We start from the raw sequence: 20,111 nt of genomic DNA, 5'->3' as shown, positions 1-20,111 counted from the left end.
GACACTACCAGAAAATGCCTCCGACTCCCTAACCAAGCAAATACAGAATGACCCCGTTTTTCGAGCATAATGTTGATTTCATATTGCCAATCGTACCGGAAACCGACACGATTTTAGAATAGAGATTTGAATTCTCTGACTGTATTATGATAGTTTGAATGGTTCCCAGTGACAGAAACAGACAACAGATAGAAGAATATCCCACCAGAACGAAGGCCTAGAATAGTATGAAACGACTGCTCCTTACCGCCGCTCTTGTTTTCAACATCTTCCTGATTTGCAGTCAAACGAGCCAGGCACAACGTCCAAAACCCAACTATGACGAAGCAAAAATCCCGAAGTTCAGTTTGCCTGATCCGCTAGTGACTGCGGACGGAAAAAAAGTAGATTCTCCGGAGCTCTGGTGGAAAGTCAGACGGCCCGAAATTTTGCGTCTATTCGAAAGTGAAGTCTACGGAAAAAGCCCTGCTCCACCCAAAGACCTTCTGTTTGAAGTCACCTCACAAAAAAATGATGCACTGAATGGCAAGGCAATCCGCAAAGAGGTTTCCGTTTATTTTTCCGGTAAAAAAGAAGAACCACGGATGGACCTGTTAATCTATCTGCCCGCCAAAGCAACGAAGCAGGTGCCCGTCTTCATGGCTCTGAATTTTTATGGTAACCACACCATTGCCAATGATCCGGAAATCACGCTCTCGACAAAATGGATGCGAGCCAACAAAGACAAAGGGATTGTAGATCACCGCGCTACCGAAAAATCACGAGGGGCCTCAGCTTCGCGGTGGGCCATTGATCAGATCCTCGATCGCGGCTACGGGCTGGTGGCCATTTACTGTGGCGATATTGATCCAGATTTTGATGATGGCTTTCAGAATGGGGTTCATCCTTTATTTAATAAACCGGGACAGACCAAGCCAGCGGCTGACGAATGGGGCACGATTGCCGCCTGGTCCTGGGGATTAAGCCGCGCGATGGATTACCTGGAAACTGATAATCAGATCGACCACAAACAGGTCGCCGTGATGGGACACTCGCGTCTTGGAAAAACTTCACTCTGGGCTGGTGCGCAGGATCCGCGGTTTGCGCTGGTGATTTCCAATGACTCTGGGTGTGGGGGAGCAGCTCTCAGTCGACGCCGTATCGGCGAAACACTGAATGTCATCAACAATGCGTTTCCACACTGGTTCTGTGATAATTTCAATAAATACATCGATAAAGAAGATGAGTTGCCCGTCGATCAGCACATGTTGATCTCTCTGATCGCCCCACGGCCCGTGTATGTTGCCAGTGCCGAGGATGATCGATGGGCAGATCCCAAGGGAGAATTCTTATCGGTAAAGTACGCGGAGCCAGTCTACAAACTATTGGGAACATCAGGATTCGGCGCCAAAGAGATGCCGAAAGTCAATCAGCCGATCCAGCAGCAGATGGGATATCATATTCGGACCGGAAAACATGATGTTACCGATTTTGACTGGCAGCAATACCTCGATTTTGCAGATCAACACTTTAAAGGCAGCTAATTTTCTGAGATGTTCTCCCGAAGCGATAATCTGATCACCCGTTTGAATCAATATCCTTCAGACAGGTGCCTTACAGAGTTCGTATCGAGACCGAAAATACCAGATCGACCAGGTTTTCACTTCTGCAAGAGGAGAATTCGGCAACGCCGCTTGCCTCTGCCTGAAAACCCACGATAATATCAGGAACTGTTGCTTTACTATTTTAGATCGATCTGACGACTCCAATATGATGATATACCGTATCCAGCTCCCGTGCTTTTCTGACTTGCGTTCGAACAGACTCTGTCTGATTGTTCTGACATTGGTCTTACTTCCTGCCTCGTTCGCGCGGGCAGATAAAGCTTCCGATGAATTCCAACTGGCTATCGGCCTCTATAAACAAAACCGCTGGGGGCTGGCAACGGAGACATTTCAGAAATACCTGAAAAACTACCCGACGCATGCGAATGTTCCGCTGGCGAATTTTTATCTCGGCCTGACGCTCGTCAATCAACAGAAATATCGGGAAGCCCGAGAGGTTCTGCGGGACTACGCCAAAAAGTATCCCAAAAACAAGAATCTGCCCGATGCGTTGTACCGCATCGCAGAATGCAGTTATCTGTTGGATGATCTGGAAGCGGCGGAAAAGGAATTCACTGAATTTCTCAAACTGTATCCCAACCATACATTGGAAGAATGGGCCTATCCCTATTTCGGCGATGTGATGCTGCGACGTGGCAAAGCTGAACTGGCAGTAAAAAGTTTTCAGAGATCTCTGGAGCGGCATCCCAAAGGGGCGATGTCCGAAGACGCCCAGTTCGGTCTCGCTTCAGCATATCTGCGGAACAAACAGCCTGACGAAGCAGAAAAACGATTCAAGGAAATCGCTGGCAAAAAGAATCATTCCCGCTCCAGCGACGCGCAGATGTCTTTAGCGACATCTCTATTTGATCGTGGACAATTTCAGGAAGCAGCAAAGGCGTTTCTGGAATTGCCAGCGAAGTTTCCGGAGAGTCCGCTGGGGATCACTGCCCGACTGAATGCCGGATATGCCTTTTACGATTTACGCGAATACACGAAAGCAATCGAACAGTTTGAGATCGTTGCGAAAGATCCAAAGCAGGCCGCGAATGCTCTGTATTGGAAAGCGGTCAGCCTGAAAGGAGCCAATCAACTCTCGGATGCGATTGCCGCGTTCGAACTGGCGCTCAAAGCAAATCCCACCCCCAAACAAAAAGAATTAACTAACTACCAGCTGGCCGATGCATTGCTGCGTTCCGGGAAACCGGTCGCTGCGAAAACATTATTTCTTGCCCTGGTCAAGCAATCTCCCGACAGCGATCTCGCCGACGACTGTCTGCATTTTGCCGTTGAAGCTGCGATGCTGACAGATCAACTGGCAGAAGCCGAACAACTGGCGGCACAGTTTGAAAAGGCGTATCCACAAAGCGGCCTGCGATTACACCAGGAACTTCTGAAAGGCCGTATCCGTGATGCCAAAGGCAAACCAGAAGATTTGAAAGCAGCGCTGAATCATTTCCAGACGGTGTTAGATCAAACCAAACTGGAGAACACCCGGCTACTTGCTCGGCTTTATCTGGCACGCACGTATCAGAAATTAAAAGAGTATGACAAATCGATCGAAGCCTTGGAGTCGTATTTAAAAGATCCCAAGACGGACAAAACGTCGAGCGAATATGCTGACGCATTGAGTCTGCAGAGCAACAGCTTCAATTCGCTCCAGAAGTACGCTGAAGCAGAAGCACTTTCGAAAGAATATCTGAAGCAGTTTCCCAATGAAGTCAGATATAATCAAATCCTGGCGAACCTGATCATCATCACGGACAAAAATGAGAAACCCAAAGAGGTCGATCAGTATCTCGATCAATTGCAGTCGCGAAAGCCGAGCGCCGATCTGTTAATTCAGACGTATCGCCAGTTAGCCGAACGAAACTACGAGAATAAACAGTGGGAACGGTCCAAAATATCCTTCGCGGAAATCGTCAAAATCGGTGCGGATTCACCGGAATATCCGGCTGGCCTCTCCGGTCTGGCGTGGAGTGAATTTCAACTGAGTGAAAATCAGCAGGCGGCTGCACACTTCGAGCAGTTTGTCAAAGAATTTCCGAAAAGCCCGTTAGCCGCAGAGGCTGCTTATATGCAGGGACGCAGTCTGGAAAACAATAAACAACTGGAAGCAGCGGTTGCCATTTATCAAAATACGTTATCGCAATTTGCTCCTTCACGCTACGCCATGCTTGCCGGCTTACAGGCAGCACGAACCTTGTTTCAATTAAAAAAAATCGATGAAGTTAATAAAGCCTACGAAACACTGCTGGAGAATTTTCCAAAGGCAGACAATCTGGACAAAATCCTGGATGAATGGGCGTTGATTAATTACGAAGCAGAGCAGTTTGAACAGTCAGATACGATTTTTCGACGTCTGGTGAATGAAACCCCGGAAAGTGATCTGGCCGACAACGCCCGGTTGAGCCTGGCGGAAAGTGATTTAATTGCCGGTAAATTGGAAGCGGCAGCGAAAGCGTTTGATGAGTTGCAGGCTTCACCCAAGTCCGATGAAAAAGTACAACAGGTCTCCCTGTATCGGTTGATCGAAATCAATCTGGATCTACAAAAGTGGGATCAGGTTGAAAAATTTTCGAAAGCATTACTCAAGCGTTTTCCCAAGAACGAATATGCCGCGTTTGCTCAGTTTCATCAGGCAGAGGCAGCCTTGTATCAAAATCAGGTTGATGCCGCACAAACGGAATTATTGAAACTGGTTGATGACAAGAAAACAGAGGAACTCGGCCAGGAAACCTGGTACCCGCGCGTCTGGGTGCTTCTGGCAGAAACGTATTTCCGTCAGAAAAAATATGATGAGGTCCAACAAACAGTCGATCGGTTCCGTAGCTGGGATTCGAAAAGCCCCTTTCTGTATCAGGCAAACGAAGTGCTCGGACGTAGCTTGAAAAATCAAGCGAAATTTGCCGATGCCCGCAAAGTCTTTCAGCAGATTATCGACTCCGAAAACGGCAGACGCACCGAAACCGCAGCCAAGTGCCAGTTTCTGCTGGCGGAAACTCTGATGATTCAGGAAAAGTTCAAAGAAGCACTGCTGGCGTATTTGCAGGTTGATATCCAGTATAAGTTCCCTGAATGGCAGGCACCGGCACTGTTCCAGGCGGGGATGTGCCACGAAGCGCTGAACGAATGGGCCCAGGCTTTAAAAACGTATCAGGACTTCCTGAAGCGTTTCCCTGAACATGAACTCGTTTCTCGCGCAAAAGAACGCGTAAAAGCAGTTCAGGCCCAGATCAGTAAGAATTAAGAGTCCCCTACCCACCCTTGAAGACTTTGGACACATCCGCTTCCGTCTGGGAATTCTGATTCCAGACTCGACGGGAAAACCAATCTGACGTAAACTAGACCTCATCCTGTAACAGGATCATGATTTTGTCTCAGGCTTTATCAGTTCCAACAGCGCGGCATTAGACCTGAATCAGGCCAGCATCAGAAACCGATGGCCATCTCCGTTCATTATAGAGTGACTTTCATTGCTCATGATCAATTTTATCAGCAGTCAAAAACAGCCCTCCGCTGACCATTCCGATCAGAAAAAACGTGCGTACTTCGCTTACGGACGGTTTTCTCAATTACTGCTGCAGATCATCATGATTCCTGCGATCTCGTTACTACTGCTTGCCGGTTCTACGGAAGCACAAGAGCGATTGCCCAAAGTCGTTAAATCGGTCAATGGAAGTCTGGTTGGGGTCACTGATCCCAATGGACCGCTGCCGGAAGATGGCCAACCGGTCAAACGCAGCTCAGTGATTCCATCCACGCCGGAAGAAATCATTCAGGAAATGGGCTATTTTCTTCTGCCGTTTGTGATTGCCTCGATTATCTCCATGTGGTTTATCATCGAGCGACTGGTGATCCTCAGATCGGGACGTGTGATCCCTCGACATTTCGTGAGTCGATTCCTGAAACTACTCAAAGATAGCAAACTCAATGCGCGGTCAGCGCTGAAACTCTGCGAAGAAAATCCGAGTCCGATTGCGTCGGTCTTCGCACACGGTGTTCGCAAATGGGGTAAACCAAGTGTTGAAGTCGAACAGGCCATCATTGATGGTGGCGAGCGACAACTCTCGCAACTTCGTAAACACCTGCGTGTGATCAACGGAGTCGCCACCGTGGCTCCCCTGATGGGACTTTTGGGAACCGTCATCGGCATGATTCAGGCATTCAATGAAATTGCTAACAGCAGTGCGATGGGCAAAGCTGAAGAGCTGGCGGTCGGCATTGCGATGGCGTTATTAACAACCGCCTTCGGTCTGGGAATCGCGATTCCCTCGCTGATCATGTACATGTACCTGGCAGGTCGTGTGGATGGACTCGTCATGGAAATGGATCAAAACGCACAGGACTTAGTGCATCTCATTTCGGCAGAAGGCCTGGCGGCTACTGCAGCCAGCCGCAAAACGGCGACGGCCTCAACACCTAAAACCAAAACGGATAAAACGACGAGTAAGACGTAAGAATTCCAATCGTTTCAACTGCGTGGTTATTTCCCATTCCCGTTCTGAGCCCCATCTGCGCTCGACTCCACACTCATCACGGCAATCTTCCGTTTCTCAAACTTCTGGAGATATCAGAAGACGGCCAAAATAATGAGATCACACCGTTCTAAGTTGTTCCGGGACGGAGCCCTATTTACAATAAACAAAAGGTCTCTGTCATGGGATTGGCTGTCAGAGCGTGATATCTCATGATGGATTGGTATTTTCATCTTAAAGGACATAGAGACCCACCATGGCTGAATCGAAAGAATTCCAGGCAGTCCCTCAGGAAGAAGATTTGTCTCAAATCGAACGTGATCTGAAATTCTATCCTTCCACAACCACTGATCCCCAGATTTTAACCGTTGATCAGGTCGAACAATTCAATCAGGACGGTTATCTGCGGAATCTTCGCATTTTCGATGACCGGGAAGTGCTGGAGAATCGGGAGTACGTTGACCGCCTGCTGGAAACGGTGATCGCAGCCGGCGGAGACAGCTATTCCATCAGCACCGCTCATATGAAATACGGCACAGCCTACGACCTGCTGACGCATCCCAAAATTGTAGCGTATGTAAAAGATCTGCTGGGAGAAAATGTAATCGCCTGGGGGTCGCATTTCTTTTGCAAAATGCCCCACGATGGTAAGTCGGTCGCATGGCATCAGGATGCCAGCTATTGGCCTTTGTCCCCCTCCAAGGCGGTCACAGTCTGGCTGGCCATTGACGATGCCGACCCGGAAAATGCCAACATGCGATTTATTGCCGGCAGCCACAATTATGGTCACATGACCTATCGCCCGAGCGGCTCACATGAAGACAACGTGCTCAACCAGACCATTGAAAATGCAGAACAATATGGTTCGCCCGTTGACGATTCGCTGAAAGCGGGGGAAATTTCCATCCATTCCGATTTGTTACTGCACGGTTCAGAGGCAAACGAGTCAGACCGCAGACGCTGCGGATTGACGCTCCGCTATTGTGCTGCCGACGTCCGCGCCGGCATGGACTGGAACGCCAAAGGGGTGATTGTGTCCGGTTCTGATCCATCCGGACACTGGCTCAACCCCGCCCGTCCTGAAAATGATTAAACATTGATCCCACAGCCTGGAATCGACCACCGATGCAGAAATACTACGCGGAAATTTTTGGCACCTTCATCCTGCTGTTTTCAGGCGCGGGTGCCATCGTTACGAATCAGGTCTCTGAAGGAACAGTCACCCATGTCGGCATTGCACTTGTCTTTGGGATGGTCGTCACTTCGGTGATTTATGCGATTGGCGAAATCTCCGGCGCTCACATCAACCCAGCGGTCACGATCGCTTTCTGGGTCGCTCGGCGTTTTCCGGGAAAAGAAGTCATTCCTTATATTATCTGTCAGGTAATTGGTGCGATGGCAGCGTGCCTGCTGTTAAAGCTGACTTTTCCTGGTTTGGATAATTATGGGATGACGCTTCCCGCTGGCAGTGAAATGCAGTCTCTGATCCTAGAAGGGGTTTTGACCTGGATGCTGATGTTTGTGGTCTTGTGCGTGAGTACGGGCGCCAAAGAAACCGGGATTCTGGCGGGAGTCGCCATCGGCTCGGTGATCGCGCTGGAAGCCATGTTTGCCGGGCCGATCTGCGGTGCGTCCATGAACCCGGCCCGTTCATTAGCCCCGGCGCTAGTCAGTGGAAACCTGAACTCGCTCTGGCTCTATTTCGTCGGCCCCATTGCCGGTGCGATTCTGGCGGTGCCTTCACTTTGGCTGGTCCGCAATAATAACAATCAGACTGCTGTGGAACAAACTCCAGACGCATTGGAAAGTTAAATTCAACTTACGAATCAGAAAACAGACGTGACGCCTTCACAATAAACCGGAAATCGATCGTATTGCACATCGCAACGACAGAGAGGAACAGACCATGATTCACTGGCAACAGATCTTTGTTTGGGGAGTGGCTTTTTCAGGGTTCGCAGGTTCCATGGTCTACGCAGCGGCGCCTGCCCCCTCGGGGGATGCGTCCATTGTCTCGCCGCAATCGAAAGTGGAAGAACTCTGGGTCGATAAAGGCTTCACTGAAGGCGCCTGTGTTGACGTGGATGGCATCATCTATTTCAGTGATATCAATTTCGAAGGTGGTCTTGGTAAGATTATGGCCTTTGATCCTGCGACGGGAAAAACCACCGTTTTCAGTGCCGACAGCGGACAAAGTAACGGCCTGATGATCGATCAGAAAGGTAACATGCTGGCGGCCTGCGGCGCAAATAATGGAAAACAATGTCTGGCTCGAATCACAAAGCAGGGAAAAGTGAAATGCCTCGTTGACAATTATGAGGGTAAGAAATTCAATGCCCCCAATGACTTGGTGGTACACCCCAAAGGCTGGGTCTATTTCACCGATCCCCGTTATGTCGGCACCGAACCTCTGGAACTCGATCATATGAGCGTCTTTCGCTATGACCCTAAAACCAAAACGGTCCACCGTGCTACAACGGATATCACCAAACCCAACGGGACTGTCGTTTCGCCTGATGGAAAAATACTCTATGTTGCGGAAACGGACAATGGTGCCACCGGCCTTGAAACAGAACCACCCCAAAACCTCAAAAAGCGAATGACTCTGAATGCGTTTCCGATTAAAAAAGACGGATCACTGGGCAAGAAAACAGTACTGGCTGACTTCGGTGGAAAAGAGACCGGCATTGACGGCATGACCGTTGACCAGCAAGGCAACATCTACGCCGCCTTCCGGGCCGAGAGCCGGTTTGGAATCGTCGTCTTTTCTCCCGAAGGAAAAGAACTGGCTTACATCCCGACTCCGACACTGCCGACCAATTGTACGTTCGGAATCGGCGACGATGCATCCACTCTGTATCTCACCGCAGGCAGTGGCCTGTATCGGATTCCCTGCAAGATCCCCGGGTTCCATCCGTCTCTGTCAATCAAGAAGTAGAAATATCAGCGGACGTTGTTCAAGCGAATCAAACGGGCCAGTGCGACCCCCTGGTGGGTGACTTCGGTCATTACTTGCCACTCATTGGATTGCTGCGGTTTCAGAAGCTCAGGTAAGTAGGGGTTTCGCTGAAAGTACAACACATATTCAGAGACAGGCTTCTCGGACTCGAAGGGGACTAATTGAATTCCCTTCTGTTTCAGTTCCGGAGTTTCCTGCAGCATTTGCAGATAGGCCGGATGGAGTAGGGGTGCAAGCTGAACCATACTGTTTTCAGGAACGTCCTGAACAACCTGCTGCAACATCTCGGCGGTTATCGAGTCGCCCCAGTAGGTCAGTTCCATGCCCGCGGCATTCGCTCCTTTCAGCCCTCCGGTCAGTAAGCTGTAGTAGCTGAGCCAGCAGGGAGCATAAGCCAAGGTGGCATAGACTTGAGACAACAACAGCAGTGCTGCCGCTGTCGTGGCGAGTCGGTTCGGAACGCGTTGGTGTATCCAGTCGAGAACTGGGGCGGCTCCCTGCCCGATGAGAACCGCTGCCAGAGGAAAGACCATTAAAAACAGACGTACGCCATCATAGACGGTAATTCCGGGTAACGAAAACAACACCAGTGGCCACAACAGGGAGAGCAGTAACAGCGCCTCGCCACTGGGGCGACGTTGACTCTGTTTCAAAGAACGCACGATGTTTGAGGAACCAACGCAGCCAAGGACCAACAGCCCAACGGGAATTGTCGTCAGCAGCATGACCCAGGGATAATGCCAGGGGAGATCGTGGTCGGCGTATTTGCTTCCGAAGTATTCCACATAGAGGGCAGCCCGCCCTGTAGTTCGGCCGAGATATTCACTGAGGTGTCCCACGGGATCAAACCAGAGCCACGGCCAACCTGTAAAGAATACCAGTACGCCAACACCGCCCCAGCAGACTAACGGGAGAATTGCTTTCTGGCGCCATCTCCACAGCGCCCAGATGATAACGGGAATCGGGATCAATACCGCCTGGATCTTAGTCAGCAGAGCCAGCCCCAATATTAGCCCGGTTAAACAGGCTCGTTTCGGTGTAGGAGCTGATTCCCCATCCCAGAAGTGCACTACCGCCAGAACTGTGGTCACGTAAAACAGCGCGGTCACGGTTTCGAGAGCCGCCAGATGAGCATGGCCAAACAGACGTGGCATTGCAATCAGGGAAGCGGCTGCGATGAGAGCGGCTGTGTGCCCTGATCGCCGGGAGGTAAACCAGCCTACCACGAACACCAGACAGGCAAAACAAAACGCAGAAGCGTAGCGTCCATAGGTGACAACAAACGGACGCCCATCACTGCCTGCCAAGCCAGCGATGGTCTCGTGGGCGATGCCGATCAGCAGACGTCCCAGGGGAGGATGATCGGGCAGATAGCTTGGGTGTTCAAAAATTTCCCGTAGACTTTCAGGGGCAATGATTCCCAGGCCATAAACTTGGATCGCGCGAACGAGAAAGACGCCTTGCCCGACATTGAATGGCTCGTCCACGGTCATACCAGGCCCCGGGCCTGTGAAGCTCAGATCCTGTGCACAATCGAGTTGCGCAGCGACAAGCACAAACGCGAGGCACGCCAGCAGCAGATACCACAGAACCGTAGCTGGGCGATGTTTGATTTCAGATTCGGAAGGATGTGTGAGTTGAGTCATACCCGTCATTATGCAGAAAGTTCGCGCGTAAAAAAACCCGACCAAGAGTTTTACCTCTTGGCCGGGTTTAGTCGTTCACGCAAACCAGCAAATCCCTTTGCGATTGTTCTGGTTGGTCCAGCGGGCCGTTCTCTCGAGACCGTCCATAATATCGAGAACTATTACGTCCCTGGCATTCTCACCACGAGGCATTCCTGCCCGTCATTAGGCGATTTGCTTTTTACGTCCAACCAAGGTCCGAATCCGTTCGGCCAGTAATGCAGCGTCAAATGGTTTCCGAAAAGTTTCGTTGAACAAAGTTCTGTCGAATCCGCTGGCGTTATCTTCATCGCTGAGCAGAGCAATCAGAACAGAGTCTGTATAGTCTTTGTTACGTCGCAGGTTTTGTGCGATCATCAGAGCTTCATTACGCCCCATAGCAAAATCAACAATTACACAATCGGGGTGTAATGATTCCGCCTGGATACCAGCTTCAAAACCACTAACGGCGTATTCAATTTTGAAGTCTTCTGTAGCCATCAGGTCATCAAGGCTTGCTCGAACCTGAGTGTCAGCCCCAACGAGCAGCAATTTGCCCATGGCTTCATCTTCAAGTTCGCCTAATGGCATACCGTGTTCTTTAAGAAATCGAATAAGGTGCTCACGTGGGATTCGTCGGTCCTGAGAACCGGGAATCCGGTATCCTCTCAGGCGTCCCGAGTCGAACCACTTACTAACCGTGCGGGGTGCAACCTTACAGATCTTTGCTACTTGGCCAGTAGTGAAGATCGTTTTCATTGCGGGCTCTCCAATCACATGCTTGGCAAATCTTTTCGAAGAATGGTTACGTTTCTTCTGCTTTAACCCCCACTACAACTTAGCGGCTATCCTGGCCAGTCAGTTTCAAGTTGTAACCTGTGTAGTCTTGGGTCGGGGTTTGTTTCAGGAGACAGCATCTCCAGAAACTGTTTCAAAATGCCAATCTTTAATTTTAAGGAAATTTGGGATCTGGTACGTAATACTCTTGGGGTCGGACTGAATGACAATCGCAATACCATTCAGATCAGTTCGTCAGACTAGATCCATCTTGTCCTCTCCCCCCTTGCAGACAATTGATTGGGAATCAACGAATCAAACTGATGTTGACAAGCTCAACGTGGTTTTTACGTCTTTCCGGTTTCAACCGTCTGCCCTAATTGCATCGACGAAATTAGCGTGAGGACTTTAAGTTCTTTGACAAGGGAGACTGCCGTAGCGACAGAGAGGCTGGGAATAGCTGACGGGGAAGAATCAACTGTGCGGAATATTATGCTGTAATCCACTATAATTCAGGCACTTAATACACTTCTGGCAAATACTTAAGATATGAACCAAATTTATTGAGTGACTTGAATTTTTCGCGCAGGATTCTGCCTTTTTTCCACCTGGTTCGTTCGAAAGGGGCGGATAACCGTTATGACATCAGCAACCTGTCTCGGGTTCATTGGTTTGGATCTGTCAAATCCATTACGTCAGTTATACCGGTTTGTGTTGGCACCATTTCAATAATTCCCGGCTGGATCACCCTGCTTGAATGTCCGCTGAAATCTGGTTTTTCGCTTGCTCTCTGATCGATGTCTGGTCTAAGATCAGAACACGTTCAGCGATATCTTCAGGCATCTCGGTTGTTCTATTTGATTGAGGAAAGGTTTACGGATCATGACGATCGGTAGATTTCTTTTCACTGAATCCTGCTGTTGACCAGAGTTGATTCTCCTCATTCCAACCATCTGATTATTGAATACCTCAACAATACGGAAAAGTTTCAATTGCTATGGCGCAGTCTCTCCAAGAATATGCTGAATGGTTAGCAAATCGTGATGACCTGATCTGGCCTGCCGCTCCAGAACTGGTCACGCCAAAAGCAACCCCCTATTTAAAGCCTTTAAGGGGAATCGCTGCAGTCACATTCAGCGTCTACGGGACATTGCTTCATATTTCTGATGGTAGTTTGTTATTAGATCACGAGCAGCAACTGCGAATGCAGATTGCCCTCGACAAAACGATTAAAGAATTCAACATGTGGAACAGCATGTCACGCAAGCCAGGGGCTCCCTGGGAATACATGCTGTCCCAATATCGAAACCTGCTGGAAGACCAGCAAATCTCGCAGAAAGTACCGAAAGGAGAAAAACCGGAAATCAACTCGGTCGAACTCTGGAAACAACTGATCGTTCGTCTGCAGAAAAACGAATATACATTCGAAGAATCATTTTATGGGAGCCTGGATGATTTCAGCCTGAAAGTGGCTTACTTCTTCCATGCCTCTCTCCAGGGTCAGCAGCCGATGCCCCAGGCACTGGCCACACTCTGTCAGTTAAGTGCGCGAAGCAAGAAAGTCGCTTTGTTTGCGGATGCACAGCCTTTCACGCTGGTTCACGTATTGCGGGGATTGAGCTCACAGGGTACACTGCCGCCGCTTTCTGAACTCTTCACCCAGGAATGCTTCTGCTTTTCCTATCGCGAAGGGGTCCGCAAACCATCGGCGTCTCTGTACGAGAAACTGATCGAGCGTTTCGAGCAGTTAAATATTTCGCCGCAGGAAATCCTGCATGTCGGAACCCGCATTCATGATGATCTGGCAGTCGCGAAACGTTTTGGCATCAAAACGGTTTTGTTTGCCGGAGATTCGCTTTCGATGCAGGCAAGTAAAGAAGAAGTCAGAGATCCTGATCTAAAACCTGACAGATTGATCACTAATTTAAGCCAATTAGCTGAAATCCTCGATTAACAAATGCTACTAATTTTGCTAAGATCACGGGTTTACCAGCACTATTTAACCTACATTGCCTCGTAGATCGCAGGTAATCACAATATTTGCCCAGTCAAAATCATCTCAGTTTGATGATAGCCCGTGCCAGGGAACAAGGGCTATTCATAATGATGCCCCTTTTGGAGAAAAGAGACCATGCCTCCCAAGTTGCTTTACGGTGGAATTGACTTTGATTTTGAGAACCCTTTGTTCGGAATCGAAGACATCAGGGAAATTAATCCTCAGCGATTTGAGATGGAACAACTCTCGGGGATTGTTCATATCGACAATGAAAAGCACGGTATTGTTGGCTTTAAAGATGTCACTGAAGATGAATTCTGGGTCCGTGGCCATATGCCCGATTTCCCCTTGATGCCGGGCGTAATTCTCTGTGAATGTTCGGCACAGCTGGCTGGTTTTTATGCCCGAAAATTCAAGTTGCTCGGCGGCGACTTCCTGGGCTTTGGCGGGATGAACGATGTTCGTTTTCGCTACCCTGTCTACCCGAATCAACGGCTGGTCATTATGGCACAACTGGCGCGGATTCGTGCCGGCAAGCGGGCTGAGTTCAACTTCCAGGGACTGGTTGAAGGTAAAATGGTCTTCAGCGGCCAGATGATCGGGGTTCCGATCGACAAAAACCAGCAAATCCCCGGAACAGAGTGATCTCGTTCGGTCGTTCCACTCAGAATCTCAAGAAACAATCAGGCTCCTGACTGCAGGAGCCTGGAAATTGTATCAGCGATTCAAAACATCCTGCATGTTCTTTTTGTAGGCTTCCACTCCGGGCTGACCGTAGGGGTTGATGTTGATCAATCGTCCTTCCAGCACCGTCGCCAGCATCATCATCTGCAACGTCTGTCCGATGGTATATTCATCCAGACAAGGCAGAATCAAATCAGCCGTGGGACGATTTGCGTCGGCATAAGCCCGATTTGTCCCTTCGATGGCGGCAGAAAGAATGTCGGGAATGGTTTTCCCCTGCAGTTTGTTTAGTTGATCCTGATTTTCGTTTTCGGGCACGACCGGTACTGCAACCGATTCAGAATCGCCACGTTCAACAATCACATTCGTAATCAGTTTATCGAGGGCCCCTTCCTGGTGCTGTTGTCCCCGGCTGTGCAGGTCTCGGGTATTCACGACCGTCAACGGAGTCGCCCCTTTTTCTTCTTTCCCCAGGCTTTCTGCCAATAGCTGATCGTACCAGAGCCCCAACGCTTCGAGACGTTTGCCCCAGGTAGAAAGAATACGGATCGAGACGTTCTTCTCTTTTTCAAACAGGTGACAGGTCGCCGTGTAATCCAAAACTGGGTTGTCGCCCATTGGTTGAGAGAGAAATCGACGCGTCATGTCGGCTGCCCCTTGCAGCAGTTGCTTTAGATCCAGCCCCATCACGGCAGCGGGAAAGAGTCCGACCGCAGTGAAAACCGAAAAACGTCCGCCGACATTGTCGGGTATCGGAAAGATGCTGGAGTAACCTTTCTCATTGGAAAAGTTGCGCAGTTTGCCTTCCAGCCCCGTGATCGGCACGACCAAAGAACGGCTCTTTTCAGAATCCGCGCCATAATATGCTTCGAGGGCTTCGCGGAATAAACGAAAACCAACCGCCGTTTCCAGAGTTCCCCCTGATTTACTGATGACGGTCAGACTCCAACGCTGTAATACATCGTTGGGATCCTCACAACTCGTTTGCAGTAATCCGCGCAGAGCAGAGACCGAATCGTTGTCAACATTATTGCCTTCGAAATAGAGACGGGGTACCCCCTGTCTCTGCGCGCGGGTGAGTTCATTGTGCCAGGGATGACAGACGGCTTCGAACAACGCCCGCATTCCCATGTAGGAACCACCGATACCCAACACAACGAAACGATCGGACTGCTCACGAAGTTCCTGTGCTTTGGCCTCGATTCTTCCCAGCAGACTTTCGCCTTTTTTTGCATCATATTCGTCTAGCAACTGCTGTGGCAGATTCTGAAAACCTGCGTCAAGCGGCTGTTTGCTGACTGGAATCTGGTCGGTTCCCAACAGTTTGATATCCTGCTGCATCTCTTCGCGGGCTGCAATCAGAGCGGGCTGCAGTGTTTCATACCATTTATTATCAATCAAAAGGCGGGCTGCTGAATCATCATAACGGATGGAATTTGTCATTCGGAGACTCTCTTTCATCAAAGCTCAAATGTCTTACAACGCTTACGCATCTTCTGCAGGTGGTGCGATTCCGAAATCCTCGATTGTTAATAACGCTTTGAAGGGAATATTGCGTTTCTCGAAATTGGCAGCGCCTCCCTGCAAACGATCGACGACTCCAATTGCCTGCACGACCTTACAACCAAATTCTTCAGCACGATCGACGGACAGCAAAGCACTACCGGCTGTGGTAATCACGTCGTCTACAATTACGACTTTGTCGCCTGGCTGTACGGGGCCTTCGACGAATTTGTTGGTGCCATGCCCTTTGGGTTCTTTGCGGACCATGAATCCATTCAAAGATCTTCCCTGCTCGGCAGCAACCGCCAGCACACCGGCGACAATTGGATCGGCGCCAATCGACATACCGCCGATGGCATCAAATTCGACATCAGCAAGCATTTCCAACAGGCCAGCACTCACCAGCCGCAGCCCATGTGAATGCAGTACCACCTGTTTTCCGTCGAGGTAATAACTGCTTTTCTTTCCCGAAGCGAGTGTGAAATCCCCGAATTTTAACGCGCGCTCTCGAAACAACTCGATCAGCTTTTCCCGATCAAACATGAATGCTCTCTTCTCTACCCTGAATGTGTGTTCTGATAATGAAGAACCAACCCTGCAAACGGTTACGGCTGGCTCAGCCACACGTATTCTACAGGCTGGAATTCAACATTCAAACAGCCCCATGGACAAAGAATGGAAAGCGTTCAAGATTCGGCAGAAAATCAGGGGCGAATCACAACTTCTGATCCCACTCCCAGAAGATCATAGACTTCGGCGACATGCTCATTCAGCATTCGCACACAGCCTTTGGACTCTGCTTTGCCGATTGAAGCCGGGTCAATTGTGCCATGAATGCCATAACTGTCGCCGATATCAATCCAGCGTTCGCCTAGCGGATTTGTAGGATCATCATTGGCAATCACTCCGTCTGGACCATAATATGTTGGATCAACCAGCTTATCTTTGACATGGAATTTTCCGGTGGGCGTCGAATGATCTTTGCCGGTTCCAATGGCGTAGCGTTTCACAAAATACCCGTGTGCATGGATGGTCAAAGTGAAATCGCTTAAATCGATAAACGCCGAGAACGGTCCTTTGATGACTTTCAGCTTCTGTCCCGGCCTGATTCTCTTTGGATCAATCTGATTAAGCTTCGACAGGTATTCCCAGGTGATCTTATACTGTGTGGCCACTTTTCTCAGTTGATCGCCGGGCTCGATTTCATAAGGTGTCATGAAATGCGGTTGAGGCGAAAAATAAATCATCCGCGCTGTCTCATCAATGCGCGATTTGATTACCGGATACAGGTCAGGCTGATCCCAGTAGATTTTGGAAAGTTTCTTGTGCGCATCGATAATTTTTCGCTGCTGGATTAACTGATCGATGGCAATCAAGTCTGGAGCCGCATCCTGTGACGGATCTCCGCCGACTTTTTCTTGATAGCTGGCATGTTTGGCTGTCTTAATGACGGGCGCGCTGGCACGTTTGATTCCTTCCGGTGCGTTCAGTTGCCTGGGTGCACTGCCACCGAATGTTGCCTGTTGAGGAGAAGCCGACTTCTGCTCTCTGGCTAAAGGCTGTGCAGAGCCTTTGAATTGTTGGGGTTCCATCGCGTCATGAACAGGAGAATCGATCTCGGGTGCTGTCTCGACAATTTCGCCTGTCAATGTCCGCTTGTAAATCCGAGGAATTTCGATGTCTCTGCTCTGATAGGAGCGCTGATTGTCGTTCCCCTGAGTCAATTCTTCTGCTGGGGGTTCTGACTGGGCGATGATTGTCTCTTGCTCTAAAACTGGCTCTACATATTCTGGAGCCGCCTGATTCTTGCCCGCCTTTGATACCGCTTGACGCGCTGTATCATTTAGGTTGCCCGTTGGCGCGCTGCCCAGTTGGAGCGGAATCCACTCATACTTCCAGGCGGTAGTCCCCAAAACGCCCAAGACCGCTACAATAAAAATACGAAAGGGTGTTATTAATCGGCCCCGTTTACGATATCGCATCTTGTCATCATCCTTGATTCACAATGCACACACAGTTCGGTTAAAATCAGAGAGGCGGAACTATAACAAATTCACCGAATTAAGCCTACGGCGATCCTGATTAATTTCACTTGTGTATCCGGAGACGTAAGTCATATATTAATAATTATTTAAGGCCATCCACACATGGCCCCAGATCGGGAATAATTAGAAAGTTTTGTCAAAACTACACTAGTCATCAGCACGCTTATTGCATAACATTTGCAAAAACAATCACAGAGATCGACTCCCGGGATACCGGGCCTGCATTCTCAGATTTTACAAACGAGGTCAGTATGTCACTGCTGCTGGAAAATGTAAAAAAGTGTTACAAGGAGCCCGATGGTTCCACGCTCCCCATTCTGGATATTGAGCGATTCGAACTGAAAGAAAATGAACAGGTCGTGCTGATTGGCGAGAGCGGTTCGGGAAAATCAACCCTGTTGAATGTCATCGCCGGCATCACAGCGGCTGACAGCGGCAAAGTCACGATTGCCGGCACTGAGATCGCTTCGATGGCAGAAGTCGTCCGCGACCGGTTTCGAGCCGAGCGAATCGGATTTGTGTTCCAGACATTCAACCTGTTACCCGCTTTTTCCGCTTTGGAAAATGTCCTGCTAGGAATGAGTTTTTCCCGCAAAAAGCCGAACCGCGACCGCGCCAAAGAACTGTTAGCGCTGGTGGGCCTGGAACATCGATTGCATCATCTTCCGAAACAGATGTCGGTCGGAGAACAGCAGCGTGTGGCGGTGGCCCGCGCACTGGCGAATCAGCCGAAACTGTTACTAGCCGACGAGCCGACGGCGAACGTGGATCTTGCCAATCAGGAAACGATCCTGCATCTGTTGCGCGATGCCTGTGCTCAGAATCAGATTTCGATGCTGTTAGTCACTCACTCACAGGAAGTGGCCAAGCAGTTTGACCGCGTGGAAACTCTGACCGAGTTCAATAAAGTCCACGCCAAAGTTTAGTTCTGATGATTTTTGGTTGATGTCCTTCATCTTTTATTCTTCAGTAAACGAAGTAAATCTCCACTATGAATACTCTGACTATTGCCTGGAAAAGTATCCGACAACGTCGCTTGGCCTCTCTGTTGACGGCTTTGAGTGTTGCCTTGGGTGTCACACTCATGGTTTCCGTTCTGGTCATCAACAGCGTGATTGACCGCATGTTTAACCAGACAGCCAGTGGTTACGATCTCGTTGTCGGCGCGCAAGGCAGCAAGCTGCAGCTGGTATTGAGTACCGTTTTTCGCGTGGGAGCGCCGATTGAGAATCTGCCTTACCGCTACTACACCGAATTGAAAAAAGACCCGCGTGTCGAAGAAGCGATTCCGTTTGCCATTGGCGATGTGACACAAACAGGTGGCTTTCCAATTGTCGGCACCATTCCGCGTTACTTCGCACTAGAATATGTTCCCGGTCGTCATTTTCGGATCAACAAGGATGGCAAGTTCCTGCCGGGCACCTGGGATGCGGTGATTGGATCTGTGGTCGCAAAACAAAATAACTGGAAGATGGGCGACGAATTTCAACTGATTCACGGCTCTGCAGAAATGGGACACGTGCATGATGAAAAATTCAAAATCGTCGGCATTCTGGCCCCCACAGGAACCCCCAATGATCGGACGGTCTTCGTCAATCTGCGCGGATTTTATCAGGTTTCCGGGCATGAAAAACCACTGGATGAGGCACTGAGGCGGGAAGCTGCATTTTTTGGAGAAAAAATCGACGAAGAAAAGCTCAAAGCACTGATGAAAGAAAATGCGGCTCATGATCACAGCGGCCACGATCATTCCGGTCATGACCATGAAGTTCCCGATGCCCAGAAAGAAGTCACCGCGATTCTAGTGCAGATGAAGGGAGACCGCTTGCGTGGATTTACCACAATCAAGTTCCAGTCTGAATTGCAAGAAGCCAATCAAGCGATGGCCGTCAATCCGATTCAACAAATCAGTTGGCTCATGACAAACATTGTGGGCAATATACGTACCATGCTGGTTGTACTGACCTCTCTGATTATTCTCGTCTCCGGCGTGAGTATTTTTGTCAGCATTTACAATTCGATGTCGGATCGCAAACGCGAAATCGCCATCATGCGTGCTCTGGGCGCAGGCCGCACCGCGGTGTTTACGATCATTCTTTCCGAATCGGTACTGCTCTGTCTCGGCGGTGGTATCCTGGGAATCATCCTTGGTCACGGGCTGGTCTGCATCGCAGCTCCGATTATCGAAGCCCGTAGCGGTCTACTGATTAATCCGTTCGCCTTCAGTTCCGTGGAGTTGATTCTGCTGCCGATTCTGGTTGTGTTAGCATCTCTGGTCGGATTCATCCCGGCAATGACCGCCTACCGCACCGACGTTGCCAGCACTTTGAGTGACTGACTATTATCACTCATCAAAACTTTTAACCTGATGTTCAAGGTGCGCAGTTCATGCGCGCTCTTCATCCAGTATTCACATGTCGCT

General features: G+C 49.6%; 15 protein-coding genes and 1 pseudogene. 10 read left to right on the top strand and 6 right to left on the bottom strand.

Features of this window, described 5'->3' with window-relative positions; genetic code table 11:
- The first annotated feature begins 227 nt into the window (after positions 1-227).
- From AAC022_RS04940 to AAC022_RS04915, 6 genes are all read left to right on the top strand, one after another.
- The gene (locus tag AAC022_RS04940; RefSeq protein ID WP_339728562.1) at positions 228-1,523 is read left to right on the top strand and encodes an acetylxylan esterase; all 1,296 of its coding nucleotides are present in this window, start codon (positions 228-230) and stop codon (positions 1,521-1,523) included.
- Between the two features lie 226 nt (positions 1,524-1,749).
- Positions 1,750-4,833, top strand: coding sequence for a tetratricopeptide repeat protein (locus AAC022_RS04935; protein ID WP_339728560.1), 3,084 nt, complete (start codon positions 1,750-1,752; stop codon positions 4,831-4,833).
- Between the two features lie 232 nt (positions 4,834-5,065).
- Positions 5,066-6,043 (top strand): MotA/TolQ/ExbB proton channel family protein, encoded by a 978-nt coding sequence (locus tag AAC022_RS04930; RefSeq protein WP_339728558.1) that lies wholly within the window; start codon positions 5,066-5,068, stop codon positions 6,041-6,043.
- 274 nt (positions 6,044-6,317) lie between these two features.
- Positions 6,318-7,154, top strand: a complete 837-nt coding sequence (locus AAC022_RS04925) for a phytanoyl-CoA dioxygenase family protein (RefSeq protein WP_339728556.1) — start codon at positions 6,318-6,320, stop codon at positions 7,152-7,154.
- 32 nt (positions 7,155-7,186) lie between these two features.
- Positions 7,187-7,873, top strand: coding sequence for an MIP family channel protein (locus tag AAC022_RS04920; RefSeq protein ID WP_339728554.1), 687 nt, complete (start codon positions 7,187-7,189; stop codon positions 7,871-7,873).
- Positions 7,874-7,967: 94 nt separating this feature from the next.
- Positions 7,968-8,999 carry an SMP-30/gluconolactonase/LRE family protein gene (locus tag AAC022_RS04915; protein ID WP_339728552.1) on the top strand — a complete coding sequence of 344 codons (1,032 nt, stop codon included), beginning with the start codon at positions 7,968-7,970 and terminating at the stop codon, positions 8,997-8,999.
- A 5-nt stretch (positions 9,000-9,004) separates the two neighbouring features.
- Here AAC022_RS04915 and AAC022_RS04910 read toward each other — a convergent pair whose 3' ends face one another.
- The 3 genes and pseudogenes from AAC022_RS04910 to AAC022_RS04900 form a co-directional block, all read right to left on the bottom strand.
- Positions 9,005-10,666, bottom strand: coding sequence for a phospholipid carrier-dependent glycosyltransferase (locus tag AAC022_RS04910; RefSeq protein WP_339728550.1), 1,662 nt, complete (start codon positions 10,664-10,666; stop codon positions 9,005-9,007).
- 204 nt (positions 10,667-10,870) lie between these two features.
- On the bottom strand, positions 10,871-11,275 hold the full coding sequence (locus AAC022_RS04905) for a response regulator (RefSeq protein ID WP_002646820.1): 405 nt from the start codon (positions 11,273-11,275) through the stop codon (positions 10,871-10,873).
- 15 nt (positions 11,276-11,290) lie between these two features.
- Positions 11,291-11,443, bottom strand: a pseudogene (locus AAC022_RS04900) (helix-turn-helix domain-containing protein); the annotation flags it as partial.
- Positions 11,444-12,458: 1,015 nt separating this feature from the next.
- Here AAC022_RS04900 and AAC022_RS04895 point away from each other — a divergent pair.
- Positions 12,459-13,415 (top strand): HAD family hydrolase, encoded by a 957-nt coding sequence (locus tag AAC022_RS04895; protein ID WP_339728548.1) that lies wholly within the window; start codon positions 12,459-12,461, stop codon positions 13,413-13,415.
- A gap of 177 nt (positions 13,416-13,592) precedes the next feature.
- A complete protein-coding gene (locus AAC022_RS04890) occupies positions 13,593-14,102 on the top strand; it encodes a beta-hydroxyacyl-ACP dehydratase (protein WP_339728546.1) in 510 nt (169 codons plus the stop codon).
- Positions 14,103-14,174: 72 nt separating this feature from the next.
- On the opposite strand, the gene AAC022_RS04885 is transcribed toward AAC022_RS04890, so the two are convergent.
- The 3 genes from AAC022_RS04885 to AAC022_RS04875 all read right to left on the bottom strand — a co-directional run bounded on the left by AAC022_RS04885 (position 14,175) and on the right by AAC022_RS04875 (position 17,626).
- Positions 14,175-15,584 carry a glucose-6-phosphate isomerase gene (locus AAC022_RS04885; RefSeq protein ID WP_339728544.1) on the bottom strand — a complete coding sequence of 470 codons (1,410 nt, stop codon included), beginning with the start codon at positions 15,582-15,584 and terminating at the stop codon, positions 14,175-14,177.
- A gap of 42 nt (positions 15,585-15,626) precedes the next feature.
- A complete protein-coding gene (gene pyrE / locus AAC022_RS04880) occupies positions 15,627-16,187 on the bottom strand; it encodes an orotate phosphoribosyltransferase (RefSeq protein ID WP_339728542.1) in 561 nt (186 codons plus the stop codon).
- A 161-nt stretch (positions 16,188-16,348) separates the two neighbouring features.
- Positions 16,349-17,626: a L,D-transpeptidase family protein gene (locus AAC022_RS04875; RefSeq protein ID WP_339728541.1), complete on the bottom strand. Its 1,278-nt coding sequence runs from the start codon at positions 17,624-17,626 to the stop codon at positions 16,349-16,351.
- 314 nt (positions 17,627-17,940) lie between these two features.
- Between AAC022_RS04875 and AAC022_RS04870 the strand changes: the two genes are divergently transcribed.
- Positions 17,941-18,615 carry an ABC transporter ATP-binding protein gene (locus AAC022_RS04870; protein ID WP_339728539.1) on the top strand — a complete coding sequence of 225 codons (675 nt, stop codon included), beginning with the start codon at positions 17,941-17,943 and terminating at the stop codon, positions 18,613-18,615.
- Between the two features lie 65 nt (positions 18,616-18,680).
- Positions 18,681-20,027: an FtsX-like permease family protein gene (locus tag AAC022_RS04865; protein WP_339728537.1), complete on the top strand. Its 1,347-nt coding sequence runs from the start codon at positions 18,681-18,683 to the stop codon at positions 20,025-20,027.
- The last annotated feature ends 84 nt before the right edge of the window (positions 20,028-20,111 follow it).

The sequence above is a fragment of the uncultured Gimesia sp. genome, assembly GCF_963976445.1.
Classification (GTDB): Bacteria; Planctomycetota; Planctomycetia; order Planctomycetales; family Planctomycetaceae; genus Gimesia.
Note: the sequence above shows the minus strand (reverse complement) of the source record. Positions and strands in the feature narration are given on the sequence as shown.